This window comes from Streptomyces sp. NPDC017095, assembly GCF_044332325.1.
GTDB lineage: Bacteria > Actinomycetota > Actinomycetes > Streptomycetales > Streptomycetaceae > Streptomyces.
The window spans coordinates 138862-159022 of record NZ_JBIROU010000013.1; the positions used below are offsets into that span (position 1 = coordinate 138862).

The following is a 20161-nucleotide window of genomic DNA, read 5'->3' on the forward strand; positions in this document are numbered from 1 at the left end:
TGCCGCCCCCGCCGGCCCGCCCGGCCGGCGCCCGGCAGATCTCACGGACAACAACCACAGGTAGGTGGATTCGCCACATGATCTCTCATCGCGCCCGCAGAACGCGTGCCGTCGTGGTCGCCCTCGCGGCCGGCTCCCTCGCTCTCACGGCCTGCTCGAAGAACGAGGGCGGCACGTCCGGCAAGGACTCCAAGAAGGACCAGAAGGAAGCGGCGGTCCAGTCGAAGGCGGTCACCTACGTCGACGCCGCGGGCTCGACCGGCCCCGCCAAGGAGGTGCCGGGCGCCAAACCCGGCGGCACGATCACCGTGTACCAGGAGGCCGGCCTGTCCCACCTGGACCCCGGCCAGATCTACGTCTCCGACTCCGGCCAGGTCGCCAACCTGCTCTTCCGCCGGCTGACCCAGTTCCAGGAGGACGACAAGGGCGACGTGTCGGTCGTCGGCGACCTCGCCACCGACTCCGGCAAGCCCACCGACGGCGGCAGGACCTGGACCTTCACCCTGAAGGACGGCATCAAGGACGAGGCCGGCCACCCGATCACCTCCGCCGACGTGCGGCACACCGTCGAGCGCCAGTACGCGAAGTTCATCTTCGACGGCCCGACCTATCTGCAGACCTGGCTGAGCGGCGCCGACTACCGCAAGGCCCTGCCCGGCGGCGGCTTCGACGGCAAGCACCTGCCGGCCTCGGTCCTGGACACCCCGGACGCCAAGACGGTCGTCTTCCACTTCGACCAGCCGCGCCCGGACCTGCCGCAGACGCTCGCCATGGCCGGCTACGCCCTGGTCCCGGCCAAGGGCGACACCAAGGAGCGGTACGAGAAGAAGCCGGTCGCCACCGGACCGTACAAGATCGCCGAGAACAAGGTCGGCAAGACCCTGAAGCTGGTGAAGAACGGCAACTGGGACCCGAAGACCGACGCCGTGCGCCACCAGTACGTCAACGGCTTCACCTTCCAGTTCGGCGTCACCGAGTCCACCCAGACCAAGCGCCTGATCGCGGACGAGGGCGACAACAAGAACGCCATCCAGCTCACCGGCGGTGTCGACGCCACCCAGATCCAGGACGTCATCAACGACCCGGACGCCAGCAAGCGCACGGTCAAGGGCTACCAGCCGTACGTCATGGCGCTGACCTTCAACCTCGACCGGGTCAAGGACAAGAAGGTCCGCGAGGCCGTCACCTACGCGGTCAACTCCAAGTCGCTGATCGCCGGCGAGGGCGGCGCCTACGGCGGTGACGTCGCGCCCAACCTCTTCGCGCCGACGCTGCCGGGCTACGAGGCGGGCTACGACCCCTACGGCCGTCTGAAGACCCCGCAGGGCAACATCGCCAAGGCCAAGGAGATCCTCAAGGGCGTCCCGGCCGCCGAGAAGAAGCTCGTCTTCGCCTACGCCAACAGCGAGCAGGGCCAGCGGCGCAAGGTCGCCATCGAGGACGCGCTGAGCAAGGCCGGCTTCGACGTCGTCGCCAAGGAGGTCGACGCGGCGAGCTACTACGAGCAGATCGGCAAGCTGGACAACCCGTTCGACCTCTACATCAGCGGCTGGGGCCAGGACTGGCCGTCCCCGGGCACGGTCGTCACGCCGATCTACGACGGCTCGCAGGTCACCGACGGCTCCGCGAACTACTCCCACGTCAAGGACCCGAAGGTCGACGCCCTCATCAAGAAGGCGGTGACGCAGGCGCCGGCCGAGGCCGCCAAGACCTGGAAGGAAGCCCACCACTACCTGCTGGAGAACGTCATCCCGGCGGCACCGCTGTGGTACACGAAGCAGTTCCAGATCTCCGGCGGCAACGTCGGCGGTGCCCGCTACGGCACGGTCTCCAGCCTCATCGACATCAACCGGCTGTACCTGAAGTCGTGATCCTCGGCCGATGACGGGGGCGCGCTGCGAAGCGAGCGCGCCCCCGCCTCCGAGCGCGTCCCTCCCCACCGTCTGTGCAGAGAGCAGCCAGCCCGCCATGCTTCAGTTCATCCTCCGGCGCACGGTAGGCGCCTTCGTCACGCTCTTCCTCATCGGAGCGGCGACCTTCTTCCTCTTCGTGGCCGCACCCTCCGACTACGCCTCCCTGGCCTGCGGCAAGGACTGCTCGCCCCAGCGGCTGGCGGACATCCGGGAGGCCCTGGGCCTCAACCTGCCCCTCGCCCAGCAGTTCTGGGACTTCATGTCCGGTGTCGTGACGGGCCGTGACTTCCCGGCCGGTCACTGCTCGGCACCCTGCCTGGGCGTGTCGTTCTACTCCGGGGACATGGTCTGGAGCACGATCATGGACCGGTTCCCGCTGACCCTCACCCTGACCGCTGGCGGCGCGATCGTCTTCCTCCTCGTCGGCGTCGGCGCCGGCATGATCGCCGCCTACCGGCGCGGGACACTGGTGGACAAGGTCGCCACCGGCACCTCCATGGTGCTCAGCTCCTTCCAGATCTACTTCCTCGGCCCGGTCGTGCTGACGGTCCTCGTCTACAGCACCGGCTGGATGGAGGACCCCCGGTACGTGCCCTTCACCCAGGACCCGGTCGGCTGGTTCACCGGCATGTCGATCCCGGTCTGCGTGATGGCGACGATCTTCACCGCGCAGTACACCCGTATGGCGCGCTCGTCGATGATCGAGCAGCTCGCCGAGGACCATGTGCGCACCGCCCGGGCCAAGGGCATGTCACGCGGGTACGTCTTCCTGCGCTACGCCTGGCGCGGCTCGCTCATCCCGATCGTCACCGTGCTCGGCATCGACGTCAGCTCCATGCTGGGCGGCGCCGTCGTCACCGAACTCACCTTCTCCCTCCAGGGGATCGGCCGGCTCGCCGTGGACGGCGCGGTCAACAAGGACCTGCCGCTGACGATGGGGGTCATGCTCTTCGGCGCCTTCTTCATCCTGCTCATCAACATCCTGACCGACATCACCTACGCGTGGATCGACCCGCGCATCCGGCTCTCCTAGGAAGACCAGCCATCGTGACCACAGTGACCAAGGCGGCGGGCGCACCGGCCCCGGCCGGGCCGGACGGATTCCTCTCGGTGCGCGATCTCCAGGTGACGTTCTCCACCGAGGACGGCCCGGTCAGGGCCGTCGACGGGCTCTCCTTCGACCTGCACCGCGGCCGGACCCTCGGCATCGTGGGCGAGTCCGGTTCGGGCAAGTCGGTCACCAACCTGACGATCCTCGGGCTGCACGACCCGCTGTTCACGACGGTCGACGGGGAGATCGTCTTCGACGGCAGGGAACTCGTCACCGCCACCGAGAAGGAACTGGAGCGGCTGCGCGGCAACCGGGTGGCGATGATCTTCCAGGACCCGCTCACCGCGCTGTCGCCCTTCTACAGCATCGGCCGGCAGATCGCCGAGCCCTACCGGAAGCACACGGGCGCATCGAAGAAGGCCGCCTGGGAGCGGGCCGTGGAGATGCTCGGCAAGGTCGGCATCCCCAACCCCGCCGAGCGTGCGCGGGACTACCCGCACCAGTTCTCCGGCGGTATGCGCCAGCGCGCGATGATCGCCATGGCGCTGGTGTGCACCCCGGACCTGCTGATCGCCGACGAGCCGACCACCGCGCTGGACGTGACCGTGCAGGCCCAGATCCTGGACCTGCTCAAGGACCTCCAGCGGGAGTTCGGCACCGCGATCGTCTTCATCACCCACGACCTCGGTGTCATCGCCGACATGGCCGACGACATCATGGTCATGTACGCAGGCCGCGCGGTGGAGCGCGGCACGGTCGACGAGGTCCTCCGCTCACCGCGGCACCCGTACACCTGGGGCCTGCTGAACTCCATGCCCCGGCTGGACTCCGACCTCGGCACCCCGCTCTCACCCATCCCCGGTACGCCGCCGAGCCTGCTCCATCCGCCGACCGGCTGCCGCTTCCATCCCCGGTGCACCTTCCGGGACCGGGTCGGGGGCGACCGCTGCGTCACCGAGCGGCCCGCGCTGGCCGGGGGCCGTTCCTCGGCGTGCCACCTCGACGCCGAGCAGAAACGCACCATCTTCGCCGAAGAGATCAGGCCCGGTCTGGGCTAGGAGGACCACCGTCATGACAGAGGACCTCGTCCTCCCCGCCGCCCGCGAGGCCGGCGACACCACCCGCCCGGAGCCGCTGCTGAAGGTCTCCGGGCTGGTCAAGCACTTCCCGGTCAAGGGCGGCTTCCCGATCCGGCGGACCGTCGGCGCCGTGCAGGCCGTCGACGGCCTGGACTTCGAGGTCGGCGAGGCCGAGAGCTTCGGCCTGGTCGGCGAGTCGGGCTGCGGCAAGTCGACCACCGGCCGGCTGGTCACCCGGCTGCTGGAGCCGACCGGCGGCACGATCACCTACCGCGGCCGGGACATCGGCCACGCCTCCCGCCGGGATCTCGCTCCCATCCGCTCCGAGATCCAGATGATCTTCCAGGACCCGTACTCGTCGCTGAACCCGCGGCAGACGGTCGGCAAGATCATCTCCGGTCCGATGGAGATCAACGGCATCAGCCCGCCCGGGGGCCGGGAGAAGCGGGTGCGCGAGCTGCTGGAGACCGTCGGTCTGAACCCGGAGCACTACAACCGGTTCCCGCACGAGTTCTCCGGCGGCCAGCGCCAGCGCATCGGCGTGGCACGGGCGCTGGCCCTGGAGCCGAAGCTGATCGTCGCCGACGAGCCGGTGTCGGCGCTGGACGTCTCCATCCAGGCGCAGGTCGTCAACCTGCTCCAGAAGGTGCAGCGGGAACTGGGCATCGCGTTCGTCTTCATCGCCCACGACCTCGCGATCGTCCGGCACTTCTCGCAGCGCGTCGCCGTCATGTACCTCGGCAAGATCATCGAGGTGGGCGACCGCGACTCCATCTACACCCGGCCGCGCCATCCGTACACCCACGCCCTGCTCTCCGCCGTCCCCGAGGTGACCCTGACGGAGGGGGAGTCGACCGGACGGGAGCGCATCCGGCTCGCCGGCGACGTGCCGTCCCCGATCAACCCGCCCTCCGGCTGCCGCTTCCGCACCCGCTGCTGGAAGGCGGCCGAGAAGTGCGCGGCCGAGGAGCCCCCGCTGATCAGGTTGTCCGGCAACCGGGACGGCCACCTCACGGCCTGCCACTTCCCGGAGGAGCCCACCATCGAGGCCCGCGACCAGGACATCGTCCTTGACCCGGCACTGGCGGCCCTGGAGGAGAAGCAACCGGACTGACCGGCCGCGGCCCCGGCCGCGTGGCGCGCCGGCCGGTCCGCCGCCTGATTGTGCGGCGGGGCGGGGCGCCCACGGCGTACGACCGGGTGCCGGCGGCGGAGCCGTGTCCGCCGCCGAGCGCAGAAGAGGGCCCGTGCCTGGGCAGGCACGGGCCCTCGTCCCCTGGACCGGACGTTCAGGGCTCGGGTCAATGGGCCGGTGAAAGTCCGCTCCACCAGGGGGCGGCTGACGGAAAGGGGTGTGTCAGGCCGCCGCCTCGGGGTCTTTGGACAGGCGCGGAGCGGGGACGGTGTCCGCCGTCTCAGGGTAGTGGCACGCCGTGAGGTGGCCCGGCTTGTTGCCCTCCACCTGCACCAGCGGCGGCGCCTGAGTCGCGCACTTCTCGGTCGCCTTCCAGCAGCGGGTGCGGAAACGGCAGCCGGACGGCGGGTTGATCGGCGACGGCACGTCACCGGTCAGCCGGATGCGCTCGCGCGGCACCTCGTCCACCGTGGCCTCGGGCACCGCGGAGAGCAGGGCCCGGGTGTAGGGGTGGCGCGGGTTGCCGTACAGGTCGTCGCGGTCCGCGATCTCCACGATCTTGCCGAGGTACATGACGGCGACGCGCTGCGAGAAGTGCCGGACGATCGCGAGGTCGTGGGCGATGAAGACGAACGCGATGCCCAGTTCCCGCTGCACCTTCTGGAGCAGGTTGACGACCTGGGCCTGGATGGAGACGTCCAGGGCCGACACCGGCTCGTCGGCGACGATCAGCTTCGGGTCCAGCGCGAGGGCGCGGGCGACGCCGATGCGCTGGCGCTGGCCGCCGGAGAACTCGTGCGGGAACCGGTTGTAGTGCTCCGGGCTCAGGCCCACGATCTCCAGCAGCTCGCGCACCCGCTTCTCGTGGCCGCCGGGCGGGTTGATGCCGTTGATCTCCATCGGACCGGAGATGATCTTGCCGACCGTCTGCCGCGGGTTCAGCGAGGCGTACGGGTCCTGGAAGATCATCTGGATCTCGGAGCGGATCGGCGCGAGGTCCTTGCGGCCGGCATGCGTGATGTCCTGGCCGCGGTAGGCGATCCTGCCGCCGGTCGGCTCCAGCAGGCGCGTGATCAGCCGGCCGGTGGTCGACTTGCCGCAGCCCGACTCGCCGACCAGGCCCAGGCTCTCGCCCTCGGCAACCTGGAAGTCCAGGCCGTCGACGGCCTGCACGGCGCCGACGGTCCGCCGGATCGGGAAGCCGCCCTTGATCGGGAAGTGCTTGGTGAGCCCGGAGACGTCCAGGAGGGGGGTGGTGCTGCTCATGGTGGTGAAGTCCCGTCTGAGGTCCGTCAGTGCGTGCGGGCCGCGGCGTAGTCGGAGAACAACTCGCGCTTCTGCTCCGGCGTCAGATGGCAGGCGGCGGCCCGCCCGTCGACGACCTCCAGCACGGGCCGCTCGGCGGAGCACCGCCCGCCGGCCACCTGGTCGGCGAACGCGCACCGGGGGTGGAAGCGGCAGCCGGTCGGCGGGTTGAGCAGGGAGGGCGGCGAGCCCGGGATCGGCGACAGCGGTACGTCGACCGGCCCGTCCAGGCTCGGCATGGACCCGAGCAGCCCCAGCGTGTACGGGTGCTGCGGGGCCTGGAGCACTTCCTTCTTCGTGCCGCGCTCCACGCACCGGCCGCCGTACATCACCAGGACGTCGTCCGCGATGTCCGCGATGACGCCCAGGTCGTGCGTGATGAAGATGATCGCGGTGCCGAACTCCTGCTGGAGGTCCTTCAGCAGGTCCATGATCTGCGCCTGGACCGTCACGTCGAGGGCCGTGGTCGGCTCGTCGGCGATCAGCAGCTCGGGGTCGCAGACCAGTGCCATGGCGATCATCGCGCGCTGGCGCATACCGCCGGAGAACTGGTGCGGATAGTCGTCCACCCGGACGTCGGGCTGCGGGATGCCGACCCGGCGCAGCATCTCGATCGCGCGGACCCGGGCCTCCTTCTTGGAGCAGCCGGTGTGCTTCCGGTAGGTCTCGCCGATCTGCGCGCCGATGCTGTGGTACGGCGACAGCGAGGCCAGCGCGTCCTGGAAGATCATGGACATCTTGTTGCCGCGGAGCCGCTCCAGCTCCTTCTCGGAGGCGGTGATCAGCTCCTGGCCGTCGAGCAGGATCTCGCCGTCGAGGGCGGTGTTGCGGCGGTCGTGCAGGCCCAGGATCGCCATGTTGGTGACGGACTTGCCCGAGCCGGACTCGCCGACGATGCCGAGGGTCCGGCCCTTCTCCAGGTCGAAGGAGAGTCCGTCGACGGCCTTGACGACGCCGTCCTCGGTGGAGAAGTGGACCTTGAGGTCGTGGACGGAGAGGAAGGGGGTGCTCATGGGTCTCTCCTTAGGCGAGGCGCACGCGCGGGTCGATCATGGCGTACACGGCGTCCACGATGATGTTGAAGACGACGATCGCGGCCGCGGCCACCAGGATGACACCCAGCAGCATCGGCAGGTCGTTGGTGCCCACCGCCTTCACCGAGAGCATGCCCAGGCCCTGGAGGCTGAAGGTCGACTCGGTGATGATCGCGCCGCCGAGCAGCACACCGAGGTCGAGGCCGAAGATGGTGATGATCGGGCCCATGGCGCCGCGCCAGGCGAACCGGAAGAACACCGTGCGGGCGGACAGGCCCTTGGCGCGGGCGGTGCGCACGTAGTCCTGGCTGAGCGACTCGACCATCTGGGAGCGCGTCATACGGGTGTAGTTGGCGGTGAAGATCAGCGACAGCACCAGCCAGGGCACCAGCAGCCCGGAGAACCACTTGGCCGGGTTGTCGGTGAACGGTGTGTAGCTGGCCCGGTCCAGCAGGTGCAGTTGGTCGACCAGGAGGTAGGTGGCGAACACACCGACGACGTAGATCTGCATCGAGGACGCGATCAGCGAGGCCGAACTGGCGATCTTGTCCAGCGCCTTGCCCTGCTTGACGGCGGCCAGCATGCCCGTGCCGACACCGAAGATCAGGAAGACCACGGCGGCGCCCAGCGACAGGGAGACCGTGGTGGGGAAACGGTCCAGGATGGTGTCCAGGACCGGCTCACGGCTCTGGAACGAGTAGCCCAGGCACGGCGCGTCGCAGTGTCCGAACGAGGTGTAGTCCCGCCCCACGAACAGGCCCTTGAGCCATTCCCAGTACTGCACGGGGAGCGGATCGGAGATCCCCAGGTTCTTCTTCACCAACTCCAGGGTCTCCGGGGTGCAGACCTTGCCGCAGGCGATGCGGGCCGGGTCGCGCGGAGCGGCGTAGAACAGGACGAACACCAGGGCGCTGATGATCAGCAGAATCACCGCGGCGCCGAGGATCCGGCGGACGAGGAAGCGGAACATGGCAGTTGGGATTTCCTGACGGATGCCGTAGGGGGGTGAGACGGCGGGGCGGCACCTGGGCCGCCCCGCCTAGGAGGCCGTACGTCAGGCCTTGACGAACGTCTTGTAGAGCAGGGTGGCGGAGAAGTTCGGGTCGAACTGAGCACCGCCGACCTTGTTGCCGTAGACGTAGAAGCGCCGGGTGAACGTCTCGGGGATGATCGGGGCGACTTCCTTCATGATCCGCTGGTCCAGCGCGACCCAGGCCTTGCCGGCCTCCGCCTGGTCGGCGATGACGGCGTTCTTCTTGATGCCCTCGTTGATCCAGGCGACGTCGGTCTGCGACACGTTGTTCTTGCCGTTGCCGATGGCGTCGCCGTCGTACAGCGGCTGGAGCATCGTGTAGGCGGTCGGCCAGTCCGGGGACCAGCCGCCCCACATCACGTCGTAGCTGTTGTCGACCTGCTGGATCTGGTCGTAGTACGACGTGGAGTCGATCGGCTTGATGACCGGGTTGAAGCCGGCCGCCTTGAGCGCGTTCTCGATGACGACCTTGGTCTTGTTGTAGGTCGGGTCGTTCGGGAAGGCGTAGACGACCTTCTGGCCCAGCTTGCCGGCCTCCTTCAGCAGCTTCTTGGCCGCCTCCGGGTCGCCCTGCGGCTTCTTCAGCTTGTCGTACACATCGGACTTCTGGTAGCCGATGATGTCGGGGCTGATGGTCGTCGTGGCGATGTCGCCGGCGGACGGGCCGCCGTAGATCTGCCGGATCTGCTGGAGCGGCCAGGCGTGGATCAGGGCCTGGCGGACCTTCAGGTCGGTGATGCGCTTGGTGTTGATCCAGTAGAAGTAGGTGCCGGTGATGAGGCCGTTGAAGGTGCGCTTCTTCAGGTCCGGGTCGCTGAGGACCTTCTGGATGCGCTCGGCCGGGACACCCTTGTAGATGGAGACCGCGTAGGCGTCGTTGCCCTGGGAGGCGATGAGGCGGTCGACCGAGTCCAGGGTCTCGACACCGAAGGTGAACTCGAAGCCGTCCGGGTAGGCGTTGCGGATCGAGTCGGTCTTCGGGTCCCAGTGCTTGTTCCGGATCAGCACCATCGACTTGTCGGTGGTGTGGGCCTTGATCTTGTACGGACCGGAAGCGACGGGCTTCTTGTCGTACTTCTCCTTGGTGTCCTGCTTCACCGGCACGGCGGCGTAGGAGTGCATGGCCAGGGTGAAGTTGAAGTCCGGCTTGGACTCGGCCAGCTTGAAGGTGATCGTCCGCTTCGCCTTGTCGGTGACGATCGAGTCCAGGTGCTTGCCGCCGTAGGGGCCCTCGTACACGTCACGCCACTTGCCGGCCTTGCCGGTCAGCGCCCGCTGGGCGTAGTCGGCGCCCTCGGTGATGAACGGCGCCCAGGCGCGCTCGAAGCCGTGGCGGACGTCCTCGACGGTCAGCTCGCTGCCGTCCTCCCACTTCAGACCCTCCTTCAGCGTGAAGGTCCAGGTCTTGTTGTCGTCCGAGGCGGTGCCGACGTCGGTGGCCAGGTCGCCGACCAGCTTCTGCTTGCCGGTGGCGTCGATCTTGTAGCCGGTCAGGCAGCGGTGCAGCAGCAGGGCGACCGTGGAGTTGTACGCGTAGTAGATGCGCTGCGGGTCGAGGTGCGAGAAGTCGTCCGGGGCCAGACCGCGGATCGTGCCGCCCGCCTTGGCGCCGGGGATCTCGGGGGCCGGGCCGGTGGAGTCGGCCTTGGTGCCGACGGTGACCTTGGCGCCGGTGTACTCCGTGGCGCCGGCGCTCGGGCTGTTGCCGCCGCTTCCTGCGTCACCGCTGCTGCACGCGGACAGCAGGGTCGAGCCCGCGGCCGCGACAGAGGTGGCTATCAGGAAGTTTCTGCGGGAAAAGGACATGGCTGGCCTGTTCTGGTGAAGGAACGAAGTGGTGCTGAAGCCCCGGCCGGGCCCCGTCGCCGTGGCCGGGGATGGAGCTCAGCGCTTGGTCTTGGGGTCCAGGGCGTCGCGGACCGAGTCGCCCAGCAGGTTGAAGGCGACGACGAAGATCACCATGGACAGGCCCGGGAAGAGCATGAAGGTGATGTCGTCCTGGTACACCTTGGCGCCGTTCTGGATCATCACGCCCCAGTCGGGAGTGGGATCCGACAGACCGACACCGACGAAGGCGAGGCCCGCTTCGGCCGTGACGTAGGCCGGGAGGAGAAGGGTCGCCTGGATGAGGATCGGCGTCCACAGGTTCGGCAGCAGTTCCTTGAAGATGATCCGCGCCGGGGACGCGCCGGTGACCTTGGCCGCCTCCACGAACTCCCGTTCGCGCAGCGCGAGGACCTCGCCGCGCAGCAGACGGGCCATGGAGGCCCAGCCGAAGGCGGTCATCACGACGATGAGGCTGGTGGTCGTCAGCCAGACCGGGGTGTTCTCGTCCGGCGGGACGAGGATCGCCATCACGACAGGCCAGAAAGCGATGAAGAAGAGAGTCTGCGGGAACGCCAGCAGGACGTCGATCACGCGGCCGACGAAGTAGTCCGTCTTGCCGCCCAGGTAGCCGGCGGTGATGCCGATGACGACGCCCATCAGGGTCGTCAGCAGGGCGGCCACGGAGGCGATGAGCAGGGAGTTGCGGATGCCGTAGAGCAGGAAGGTGAAGACGTCCCGGCCGAGCTGGGGCTCGATGCCCAGCCAGAAGTCGGAGCTGATGCCGCCGTTGGGCTTGATGGGGTAGTTGAACTCGTTCAGCAGGCCCGGGATGTTCATGCCGTAGGTGGTGTACGGGTCCTTGCCGTACAGCTTGGCGATGAGCGGCGCCAGGATGCCGATCACGAAGAAGAAGATCACCACGAAGGCGGAAATGACGCCCGTCCGGTCCCGCTTGAAGCGGGTCCAGGCCAGCCGTCCCGGAGAGCGGCTCTGGGAGCCCTTGGGGGTGTCGGGCTTCGCCGGTGCGGCGCTTTCTTCGTCGGTCACCTCGAGAGGGGCGGCCGGGGAAGGGGTTGCGGGGGTCATGATGCTCCGTGCCTTGTGGGTCAAGGCTCCGCAGGGCGCTCCCCTACGGGCTACGCCGGACTTTTTCAACGCAATTCATTCAAGGTCAATAAATTCTCGGGCGCCTTGGTTTTGTCTTTACCTTCTTTACTCTTTCTTGATCATTCCGTAGCTACGCGGGTAGCGCGCCGTAACCAATCCGTGCTTCACATCGGACTATTCGGGCCAATCGGGCAAGAAGTTCGATATGCGGACGGTGGAGTGTCGAAATGCGTACATCGCCGCGCCGCAATCCAACGTTTCGGCATCGTTACGCGTCGATCTATTGCATCCGACACGCAAGATCATCTTGGTGGCGGACGGCGGTGCCTGCATTCGGATGACGTGTCCCGCTAAAAGCCGTCGAAAGGGGCGGTGCGGGAAAACTGAGCGCGGTATGTGTCGATAGACCGTGCCCGGTCCAGGGCTCAGGGAGGAGGCACGCCATGCGGGGCAGCACACGGGTCCGCCGGGCCGTCCGCGCCGCGTCGGCGGCAGCGGTGGCGCTCGCCGCCGCGGGCTGCGCGGGCGTCGGCGCGGGCGGCAACGGCGGCGCCGTGCTCAGCTCCTCCTGGGCCGACCCGCAGAACCCGCTGGAGCCGGCCAACACCAACGAGGTGCAGGGCGGCAAGGTCCTCGACATGATCTTCCGGGGTCTGAAGAGATACGACCCGAGGACCGGCGAGGCCCGGGACTGGCTGGCGCGGTCCATCGAGACGAGGGACTCGCGGAACTTCACCGTCCGGCTCAAGGACGGCTGGACTTTCTCCAACGGCGAGAAGGTGACCGCCCACTCCTTCGTGGACGCCTGGAACTACGGGGCGAGCCTGGGCCACAACCAGAAGAACGCCTACTTCTTCGCCTACATCGACGGCTACGACAAGGTCCACCCCGCCACCGGCCGGCAGACCGCCGCCACCCTGGCGGGTCTGAAGGTGCTGGACGACCACACCTTCACCGTCCGGCTCAACCAGAAGTTCTCCGGCTTCCCCGACACCCTCGGCTACGCGGCCTTCGCCCCGCTGCCCCGCGCCTTCTTCACCGACCACGCCGCCTGGCTCCGCAAGCCGGTCGGCAACGGGCCGTACGTCATCGAGTCCTATACGAAGGGCTCGCAGATGTACCTGCGCCGGCGCGCCGACTACCCGGGCCCGGACAAGGCGCGCAACGACGGCGTGACGCTGCTCGTCTACACCGACGGCAACACCGCCTACACCGACCTCCTGGCCGGCAACCTCGACCTCGTCGACGACATCCCCGCCGCCCAGTTGAAGAACGTCCGGTCCGACCTGGGCGACCGCTACCTCAACACGCCCGCGGGCATCATCCAGACCCTCGCCTTCCCCTACCACGACAAGGCGTGGAGGACGCCCGGCGCCGCGAAGGTCCGCACCGGCCTGTCCATGGCGATCAACCGCGCGCAGATCACCGGCACCATCTTCCGCTCCACCCGGACCCCGGCCACCGACTGGACCTCCCCGGTGCTCGGCCGGGCCGGCGGCTACGCGCCCGGACTGTGCGGCCGGGCCTGCCGCTACGACCCCGCCGGCGCCAGGAAGCTGGTCAAGGAGGGCGGCGGCATCCCGGGCGGCCGGCTCACCCTCACCTACAACGCGGACTCCGGCTCGCACCGGCAGTGGGTCGACGCGGTCTGCAACTCCATCAACAACGCGCTCGGCGACGACCGGGCCTGCGCCGGCAACCCGGTCGGCACCTTCGCCGACTTCCGCAACCAGATCGGCCGGCACACCATGCCCGGCCCGTTCCGGGCGGGCTGGCAGATGGACTACCCGCTGATCCAGAACTTCCTCCAGCCGCTCTACTACACGGGCGCGTCCTCCAACGACGGCCAGTGGTCCGACCCGCGCTTCGACCGGCTCGTGGACCGGGCCAACGCCGAGACGGACCCGGCCCGGGCCGTCGTCCTCTTCCAGCGCGCCGAGGAGGTCGTCCGGGACGCCATGGCCGCCATCCCGCTCTGGTACCAGAACGGCAGCGCCGGCTACTCCGAGCGGCTCTCCGACGTGGCGCTCAACCCCTTCAGCGTCCCCGTCTACAACGAGATCAAGGTCGGCTGAGCCGGCATGGGACACCACGTCCTGCGGCGGCTGCTGCAGATGATCCCGGTGTTCATCGGGGCCACGCTGCTCATCTTCCTGATGGTGAACGTGATGGGCGATCCCGTGGCCGGACTGTGCGGGGAGCGGGCCTGCGACCCGGCGACGGCCGCCCGGCTGCGCGCGGAGTTCGGCCTCGACCAGCCGCTGTGGCGGCAGTACCTCGGCTACATGGGCAAGGTCTTCACCGGAGACTTCGGTACGGCCTTCAACGGGCAGCCGGTCACCGAGCTGATGGCGACGGCGTTCCCGGTCACCATCCGGCTGACCGTGGTGGCCGTCGTGTTCGAGATCGCCGTCGGCGTCACGCTGGGCGTCGTCACCGGACTGCGGCGCGGCCGGCCCGTGGACACCGCCGTACTCCTGGCCACCCTGGTGGTGATCTCCGTGCCGACCTTCGTCACCGGGCTGCTGCTGCAACTGCTGCTCGGCATCCGGTGGCAGTGGATCAGGCCCTCGGTGCGCGGCGGCACCTTCCTGGAACTGATCGTGCCCGGCCTGGTCCTCGCCTCCGTCTCGCTCGCCTACGTCACCCGGCTGACCCGCACCTCCATCGCGGAGAACAAGCGGTCCGACCACGTCCGCACGGCCGTCGCCAAGGGCCTGCCCCGCCACCGGGTCGTCATCCGGCACCTGCTGCGCAACTCGCTGATCCCGGTGGTCACCTTCATCGGCACCGACATCGGCGCGCTGATGGGCGGCGCGATCGTCACCGAGCGGATCTTCAACATCCACGGCGTCGGCTACCAGCTCTACCAAGGCATCCTGCGCCAGAACACCCAGACCGTCGTCGGCTTCGTGACCGTCCTCGTCCTCGTCTTCCTGGTGGCCAACCTGCTCGTCGACCTGCTGTACGCCGTACTCGACCCGAGGATCCGCTATGCATGAGCAGCCGCACGAGCCCGAGGGCGCGATCGCCGGCACCGGCATGGGCGGTGCGATGGACCTCGGCGCGAGCGAGGCCGCCACGCTGGAGCGGCCGCCGCCGGGCGGCCCCGACGGCGGCACACCGGACGGACCGGACGGCGGCGCGCCCGACGGAGCGGCACCGGCCGGCCGGTCCCGCTCGCTGTGGTCCGACGCCTGGCGGGACCTGCGCCGCAACCCGGTCTTCCTGCTCTCCGCCCTGGTCATCTGCTTCCTGGTGCTGATCTCCCTGTGGCCCTCGGCGATCGCCCCCGGCAGCCCGCTCGCCTGCGACCTGGCCAAGGCCCAGGACGGCCCGGCACCGGGTGCCCCGTTCGGCTACGACGGCCAGGGCTGCGACGTCTACACCCGCACCGTCCACGGCGCCCGCACGTCCGTCACGGTCGGCCTGTGCGCCACGCTAGGGGTGGCCCTGCTCGGTTCGGTGCTCGGCGCTCTCGCGGGCTACTTCGGCGGTGTCTGGGACGCCGTGCTCTCCCGGGCCACCGACATCTTCTTCGCCATCCCGGTCGTCCTCGGCGGTCTGGTCCTGCTGTCCGTGGTGTCCTCCGACACCATCTGGCCGGTCGTCGGGTTCATGGTGCTGCTCGGCTGGCCGCAGATCTCCCGGATCGCCCGCGGCTCGGTCATCACGGTCAAGCAGAACGACTACGTGCAGGCCGCCCGCGCCCTCGGCGCCTCCGACACGCGCATCCTGCTGCGGCACATCGCCCCGAACGCCGTGGCGCCCGTCATCGTCGTCGCGACCATCGCGCTCGGCACCTACATCGCCCTGGAGGCGACCCTGTCCTACCTCGGCGTCGGCCTCAAACCGCCCAGCGTCTCCTGGGGCATCGACATCTCCGCCGCCTCCCCCTACATCCGCAACGCCCCGCACGCCCTGCTGTGGCCCTCCGGTGCCCTCGCCGTCACGGTGCTGGCCTTCATCATGCTCGGCGACGCGGTCCGCGACGCCCTCGACCCGAAGCTGAGGTGATGGTGCCGTGCTGCTCGAAGTGCGGGATCTGCACGTGGAGTTCCGGACCCGGGACGGCGTCGCCCGGGCCGTCAACGGGGTCGGCTGCGCGGTGGACGCGGGGCAGACGCTGGCCGTGCTCGGCGAGTCCGGGTCCGGCAAGTCCGTCACCGCGCAGGCCGTGATGGGCATCCTGGACAGCCCGCCCGCCCGGATCACCGGCGGCCGCGTGCTGTTCCAGGGGCGGGACCTGCTGACGCTGAAGGAGCGGGAGCGGCGCAGCATCCGGGGCTCGGCGATGGCGATGATCTTCCAGGACGCGCTGTCGGCCCTCAACCCGGTGCTCTCCGTCGGGGACCAGCTCGGCGAGATGTTCGTCGTGCACCGGGGGATGTCCCGCAAGGACGCGCGGGCCCGGGCCGTGGAGCTGATGGACCGGGTGCGCATCCCGGCGGCGGCCCAGCGGGTGCGGGACTACCCCCACCAGTTCTCCGGCGGCATGCGCCAGCGCATCATGATCGCCATGGCGCTGGCCCTGCGCCCGGCGCTCGTCATCGCCGACGAGCCGACCACCGCCCTGGACGTCACGGTCCAGGCCCAGGTCATGGACCTGCTCGCGGAGCTGCGCCGCGAGTACCGCATGGCCCTGATCCTGATCACCCACGACCTGGGCGTGGTCGCGGACGTCGCCGACCGGATCGCGGTGATGTACGCCGGGAAGATCGTGGAGTCCGCGCCCGTGCACGACCTCTACCGGGCCCCGGCCCACCCCTACACCCGCGGCCTGCTGGACTCCGTACCGCGGCTGGACCGCAAGGGGCGGGAGCTGTACGCCATCAAGGGCCTGCCGCCCAACCTCGTGCGCGTCCCGCCCGGCTGCTCCTTCCATCCGCGCTGTCCGCTGGCCCGGGAGGTGTGCCGCACCGACGAGCCCCCGCTGTACGAGGTGCCCGGCGGCCGGGGCAGCGCCTGCCACTTCTGGCGGGAGTGCCTGCGTGGCTGAGCCCGTCCTCGAAGTGACCGGACTGGTCAAGCACTACCCCCTCACCCGGGGCGTCCTGCTGCGCCGGCAGACCGGCGCGGTGCGGGCGGTCGACGGCGTCGACTTCACCCTGGGCCGGGGCGAGACGCTGGGCCTGGTGGGCGAGTCGGGCTGCGGCAAGTCCACGGTCGCCCGGCTGCTGTGCGGCCTGGAGCGCCCGACGGCCGGCTCCGTCCGGTTCAGGGGCGAGGAGATCACCGGGCTGTCCGGCCGGGCTTGGAAGGCGGTGCGCCGCAACATCCAGATGGTTTTCCAGGACCCGTACACCTCGCTCAACCCCCGGATGACCGTCGGGGACATCGTCGGGGAACCGTTCGAGATCCACCCCGAGGCCGCCCCCAAGGGCGACCGGCGGCGCCGGGTGCGGGAACTGCTGGACGTGGTCGGCCTCGATCCGGAGTACGTCAACCGCTATCCCCACCAGTTCTCCGGCGGCCAGCGCCAGCGCATCGGCATCGCCCGGGCACTGGCGCTGCGCCCGGAGGTCGTCGTCGCCGACGAACCGGTGTCCGCCCTGGACGTCTCGGTGCAGGCCCAGGTGGTCAACCTGCTGGCCCGGCTCCAGTCGGAGTTCGGCCTGTCGTACGTCTTCATCGCGCACGACCTGTCGGTGGTCCGGCACCTCGCGGACCGGGTCGGGGTCATGTACCTGGGCCGGATCGTGGAGAGCGGGCGGGACGACGCGATCTACGACCACCCGACCCACCCCTACACCCAGGCCCTGCTCTCCGCGGTGCCCGTGCCCGATCCCGGCGCCCGTGACCGGCGGGAGCGGATCGTGCTCACCGGGGACGTGCCCTCGCCGGCGGCCGTCCCGTCCGGCTGCCGCTTCCGCACCCGCTGCTGGAAGGCGCGGGAGCGGTGCGCGCGGGAGGTACCGGCGCTGGCGGTGCCGGCCGTCTTCCGGGACGTGTCCGGGCCCGCGGCCCATCCCTCGGCGTGCCACTTCGCCGAGGAGAAGCGGGTCGTGCCGCCGGCCGCGCCCCGGCCGGACGGCAACGGGCCGGGGTGACATCGCACCCCGGCCCGTTTACGGCACCCGCACGGCCGTACGGAGTTCAGGCTGGCGTGTCCGTATATCGGTACCGCTTCGGTGGAGTTGCCTCCGTGTTAACGCTGTTCAGGCGCGCTGCGCCGGGGGCAGGGAGCGGCGCAGGAAGTCCAGTTGGAGGCGGAGCAGGTTCTCCGCGACCGCCTCCTGCGGGGTCATGTGGGTCACTCCGGACAGCGGCAGCACCTCGTGCGGCCGGCCGGCGGCCAGCAGTGCCGAGGACAGGCGCAGCGAGTGGGCGACGACCACGTTGTCGTCCGCGAGCCCGTGGATGACCATCATCGGGCGGTGCGGCTCGGCCGGGTCGACCAGACCTGCGTCGTCGACCAGCGAGTTGCGGCGGTAGACCTCCGGCTGCCGGCCCGGGTCGCCGAGGTAGCGCTCCTGGTAGTGGGTGTCGTAGAGCCTGAGGTCGGTGACGGGCGCGCCGACCACCGCCGCGTGGAAGACGTCCGGGCGGCGCAGCACCGCGAGCGCCGCCAGGTAGCCGCCGAAGGACCAGCCCCGGATCGCCACCCGGCCGAGGTCCAGCGGGTACCGCGCGGCGAGCGCGTGCAGCGCGTCGACCTGGTCCTGGAGCACCACGGCGGCCAGGTCGTCGCGGACCGCCTTCTCCCAGGCCGGCGAGCGGCCCGGGGTGCCCCGGCCGTCGGCGACGACCACCGCGAAGCCCTGGTCGGCGAACCACTGGGAGGTCAGGTGGGCGTTGTGCGCGGCCACCACCCGCTGGCCGTGCGGACCGCCGTACGGGTCCAGGAGCACCGGCAGGGGAGTGTCACCGGAGTAGTCCCGGGGCATAAGCACGGCGCACGGGATTCGGCGTGCGCCCCCTTCGGTGAGGGTCACCCGGGGGGACAGACCGGGATGTTCGGCGTACGACCGGACAGTCGTCGCCGGTTTCCCGTCGCACAGCACCCGGGCCCGGGTCCCCGGGCGGTCCGGCGCGGCGGACAGCAGGACGGTGACGCCGCCGGCGCGCACCGCCGAGTGCACCCCGGGCTCGTCCGACAGCCGTTCGACGCCCAGTTCGTTCACCCGGTACACATGGACTTCGCCAATTTCCGGCGTGGGCGCCTCCGGACCGGAAGAGGCGGAAACCAGTACGTCGTCCGCACCCACGTCCAAAACCGCACGGATGTGCAACTGCGCGCTGGTCAGCGGCCGTTCACCGACCGCGAGGACCCGGGCGCCGCCCTCGTCCGCGATGCGGACAAGCTGCCCTGAGGGGCTCCAGCAGGGCACCCCGGCGAAAAGTTCCAGCCAATCTGGATCCTCCTCGGCGTGCACCATCCGGGTGGCCCCGGAATCCGGGTCCACGGCCAGGAAGAGCTGGCCGCGCTGATCCCGCGCCTGCACGAGCAGCAGCGGCGCACCCGCCGCTGACCAGTGCACACGTGCCAGATAGGGGTAGCGCGCCCGGTCCCAGACCACCTCCGTGCGCGTCCCGTCCAGCCCGTACACGAACAGCCGGACGTCCGCGTTCGGCGTGCCCGCCGCCGGGTACCGGATGTTGAGTGGCTCACGCTCCGGCCGGGCCGGGTCGGCGATCCACCACCGCCGCACCGGCGTGTCGTCCACCCGCGCCACGAGCAGCCGGTCCGACTCCGGGGACCACCAGAAGCCCCGCGAACGGCTCATCTCCTCGGCCGCGATGAACTCCGCGAGCCCGTAGGTCACCCCCGCCGACTCCGGTTCGGCCAGCGCCCGGTCGCCCTCGCCCTCGGCCCCGACCACCCGCAGCGCGCCTCCCGCGACGTATGCCACATGCCGTCCGTCGGGTGCCGGACGGGGGTCGACCACCGGTCCCGCGACGGGCAGTTCACGCGCCGTGCCGGCCCGCAGCTCCGCCGTGAAAAGCCGCCCTGACAAGGCGAAAGACACCAACTCCACGGCGCCGTCGGTGGCGTAGCCGACGATGCCGGCACCGCCCTCGCGGCTGCGCTCCCGGCGCGCCCGCTCCTCGGCCGGCAGCTCCTCCGCGGCGCCCTTGAGCAGCACCCCGGGATCGGCCGCCAGGCGCTCCGCGCCGCCCGGGAGATCCACCACCCACAGCGAGTTGGCCCGCTCGGTGCCGGAGCCGGACCGCAGGAACGCGACACGCGAACCGTCGGGCGCCACCGTGAACGCACGCGGCGCGCCGAGCGTGAACCGCTGGGTCCGGGCGTGCCGACGGGGGAAGGAGTCAGCCTCTGTCGTCATACCCCGACCATATTGGCCATGCGCCCCCTTGTGCGGCCGTGCGCCGAGCGATGCGCGCATACGGATAGTTATGATCACTACCGCTGAGTGGGTATGAACCTGCTGGCGTCTGCATGGATTTGCTCAACTGATCTGGAACCCGCGTCCCTGGGATCTTTGGAGGTGAGCCGCCGTGGCACTCTCGATTTCGGCGGTGGTGCTGCTGGCGATCATCGTCTTTCTGTTGATCAAGAAGTCGGGGCTGAAGGGCGGCCATGCCGTCATCTGCGTCCTGCTCGGCTTCTACCTCGCCTCCTCGACGGTGGCGCCCACGATCAAAGAGCTGACGACCAACGTCGCTGGCATGATCGGCAACCTGAAGTTCTGACGGCCGTCGTCGCCGGGAGCGC

The 20161-nt window shown here is 69.7% G+C and carries 16 protein-coding genes; 10 read left to right on the top strand and 6 right to left on the bottom strand.

What is annotated here, in order from left to right:
* The first annotated feature begins 77 nt into the window (after window positions 1–77).
* The 4 genes from ACH4OA_RS25220 to ACH4OA_RS25235 all read left to right on the top strand — a co-directional run bounded on the left by ACH4OA_RS25220 (window position 78) and on the right by ACH4OA_RS25235 (window position 5157).
* Window positions 78–1871, top strand: coding sequence for an ABC transporter substrate-binding protein (locus tag ACH4OA_RS25220; protein WP_365875650.1), 1794 nt, complete (start codon window positions 78–80; stop codon window positions 1869–1871).
* A 97-nt stretch (window positions 1872–1968) separates the two neighbouring features.
* A complete protein-coding gene (locus ACH4OA_RS25225; RefSeq protein WP_365875652.1) occupies window positions 1969–2946 on the top strand; it encodes an ABC transporter permease in 978 nt (325 codons plus the stop codon).
* A gap of 14 nt (window positions 2947–2960) precedes the next feature.
* Entirely contained in the window at window positions 2961–4022 is a 1062-nt protein-coding gene (locus ACH4OA_RS25230) for an ABC transporter ATP-binding protein (protein WP_365875654.1), read from the top strand.
* Window positions 4023–4035: 13 nt separating this feature from the next.
* The gene (locus ACH4OA_RS25235) at window positions 4036–5157 is read left to right on the top strand and encodes an ABC transporter ATP-binding protein (protein ID WP_397971061.1); all 1122 of its coding nucleotides are present in this window, start codon (window positions 4036–4038) and stop codon (window positions 5155–5157) included.
* Window positions 5158–5400: 243 nt separating this feature from the next.
* Here ACH4OA_RS25235 and ACH4OA_RS25240 read toward each other — a convergent pair whose 3' ends face one another.
* From ACH4OA_RS25240 to ACH4OA_RS25260, 5 genes are all read right to left on the bottom strand, one after another.
* Complete coding sequence (locus ACH4OA_RS25240) at window positions 5401–6444, bottom strand: ABC transporter ATP-binding protein (protein ID WP_397949074.1); 1044 nt, start codon at window positions 6442–6444, stop codon at window positions 5401–5403.
* Window positions 6445–6470: 26 nt separating this feature from the next.
* The gene (locus ACH4OA_RS25245) at window positions 6471–7496 is read right to left on the bottom strand and encodes an ABC transporter ATP-binding protein (RefSeq protein WP_397971064.1); all 1026 of its coding nucleotides are present in this window, start codon (window positions 7494–7496) and stop codon (window positions 6471–6473) included.
* Between the two features lie 10 nt (window positions 7497–7506).
* Window positions 7507–8487, bottom strand: a complete 981-nt coding sequence (locus ACH4OA_RS25250) for an ABC transporter permease (protein WP_397971066.1) — start codon at window positions 8485–8487, stop codon at window positions 7507–7509.
* 84 nt (window positions 8488–8571) lie between these two features.
* Window positions 8572–10356 (bottom strand): ABC transporter substrate-binding protein, encoded by a 1785-nt coding sequence (locus ACH4OA_RS25255; RefSeq protein ID WP_397971069.1) that lies wholly within the window; start codon window positions 10354–10356, stop codon window positions 8572–8574.
* A gap of 78 nt (window positions 10357–10434) precedes the next feature.
* Entirely contained in the window at window positions 10435–11463 is a 1029-nt protein-coding gene (locus ACH4OA_RS25260) for an ABC transporter permease (RefSeq protein WP_397971072.1), read from the bottom strand.
* 464 nt (window positions 11464–11927) lie between these two features.
* Between ACH4OA_RS25260 and ACH4OA_RS25265 the strand changes: the two genes are divergently transcribed.
* From ACH4OA_RS25265 to ACH4OA_RS25285, 5 genes are read left to right on the top strand one after another with little or no spacing between them, the layout of a single operon-like run.
* Window positions 11928–13559: an ABC transporter substrate-binding protein gene (locus tag ACH4OA_RS25265; protein WP_397940341.1), complete on the top strand. Its 1632-nt coding sequence runs from the start codon at window positions 11928–11930 to the stop codon at window positions 13557–13559.
* 6 nt (window positions 13560–13565) lie between these two features.
* Window positions 13566–14486: an ABC transporter permease gene (locus ACH4OA_RS25270; protein ID WP_397949076.1), complete on the top strand. Its 921-nt coding sequence runs from the start codon at window positions 13566–13568 to the stop codon at window positions 14484–14486.
* Window positions 14479–15501, top strand: a complete 1023-nt coding sequence (locus tag ACH4OA_RS25275; RefSeq protein ID WP_397971074.1) for an ABC transporter permease — start codon at window positions 14479–14481, stop codon at window positions 15499–15501. The genes ACH4OA_RS25270 and ACH4OA_RS25275 overlap by 8 nt, the downstream gene beginning before the upstream one ends.
* 7 nt (window positions 15502–15508) lie before the next feature.
* Window positions 15509–16483: an ABC transporter ATP-binding protein gene (locus ACH4OA_RS25280; RefSeq protein ID WP_397949077.1), complete on the top strand. Its 975-nt coding sequence runs from the start codon at window positions 15509–15511 to the stop codon at window positions 16481–16483.
* The gene (locus ACH4OA_RS25285) at window positions 16476–17534 is read left to right on the top strand and encodes an ABC transporter ATP-binding protein (RefSeq protein WP_397940335.1); all 1059 of its coding nucleotides are present in this window, start codon (window positions 16476–16478) and stop codon (window positions 17532–17534) included. Before ACH4OA_RS25280 ends, ACH4OA_RS25285 begins: the two co-directional genes overlap by 8 nt.
* A gap of 108 nt (window positions 17535–17642) precedes the next feature.
* Here the strand turns inward: ACH4OA_RS25285 and ACH4OA_RS25290 are convergent, their stop codons facing one another.
* Window positions 17643–19772, bottom strand: a complete 2130-nt coding sequence (locus ACH4OA_RS25290; RefSeq protein WP_397971077.1) for a prolyl oligopeptidase family serine peptidase — start codon at window positions 19770–19772, stop codon at window positions 17643–17645.
* Between the two features lie 172 nt (window positions 19773–19944).
* On the opposite strand from ACH4OA_RS25290, the gene ACH4OA_RS25295 reads away from it, so the two are divergent.
* Window positions 19945–20139 carry a hypothetical protein gene (locus ACH4OA_RS25295; protein WP_365878088.1) on the top strand — a complete coding sequence of 65 codons (195 nt, stop codon included), beginning with the start codon at window positions 19945–19947 and terminating at the stop codon, window positions 20137–20139.
* Window positions 20140–20161 lie beyond the last annotated feature (22 nt).

Bases quoted from the DNA above. Each gene is read 5' to 3' on its own strand.
- ACH4OA_RS25235 (WP_397971061.1), top strand. From the start codon at position 4,036: ATGACAGAGGACCTCGTCCTCCCCGCCGCCCGCGAGGCCGGCGACACC.
- ACH4OA_RS25275 (WP_397971074.1), top strand. From the start codon at position 14,479: ATGCATGAGCAGCCGCACGAGCCCGAGGGCGCGATCGCCGGCACCGGC.
- ACH4OA_RS25220 (WP_365875650.1), top strand. From the start codon at position 78: ATGATCTCTCATCGCGCCCGCAGAACGCGTGCCGTCGTGGTCGCCCTC.
- ACH4OA_RS25290 (WP_397971077.1), bottom strand. From the start codon at position 19,772: ATGACGACAGAGGCTGACTCCTTCCCCCGTCGGCACGCCCGGACCCAG.
- ACH4OA_RS25260 (WP_397971072.1), bottom strand. From the start codon at position 11,463: ATGACCCCCGCAACCCCTTCCCCGGCCGCCCCTCTCGAGGTGACCGAC.
- ACH4OA_RS25250 (WP_397971066.1), bottom strand. From the start codon at position 8,487: ATGTTCCGCTTCCTCGTCCGCCGGATCCTCGGCGCCGCGGTGATTCTG.
- ACH4OA_RS25245 (WP_397971064.1), bottom strand. From the start codon at position 7,496: ATGAGCACCCCCTTCCTCTCCGTCCACGACCTCAAGGTCCACTTCTCC.
- ACH4OA_RS25270 (WP_397949076.1), top strand. From the start codon at position 13,566: ATGGGACACCACGTCCTGCGGCGGCTGCTGCAGATGATCCCGGTGTTC.
- ACH4OA_RS25255 (WP_397971069.1), bottom strand. From the start codon at position 10,356: ATGTCCTTTTCCCGCAGAAACTTCCTGATAGCCACCTCTGTCGCGGCC.
- ACH4OA_RS25225 (WP_365875652.1), top strand. From the start codon at position 1,969: ATGCTTCAGTTCATCCTCCGGCGCACGGTAGGCGCCTTCGTCACGCTC.
- ACH4OA_RS25240 (WP_397949074.1), bottom strand. From the start codon at position 6,444: ATGAGCAGCACCACCCCCCTCCTGGACGTCTCCGGGCTCACCAAGCAC.
- ACH4OA_RS25265 (WP_397940341.1), top strand. From the start codon at position 11,928: ATGCGGGGCAGCACACGGGTCCGCCGGGCCGTCCGCGCCGCGTCGGCG.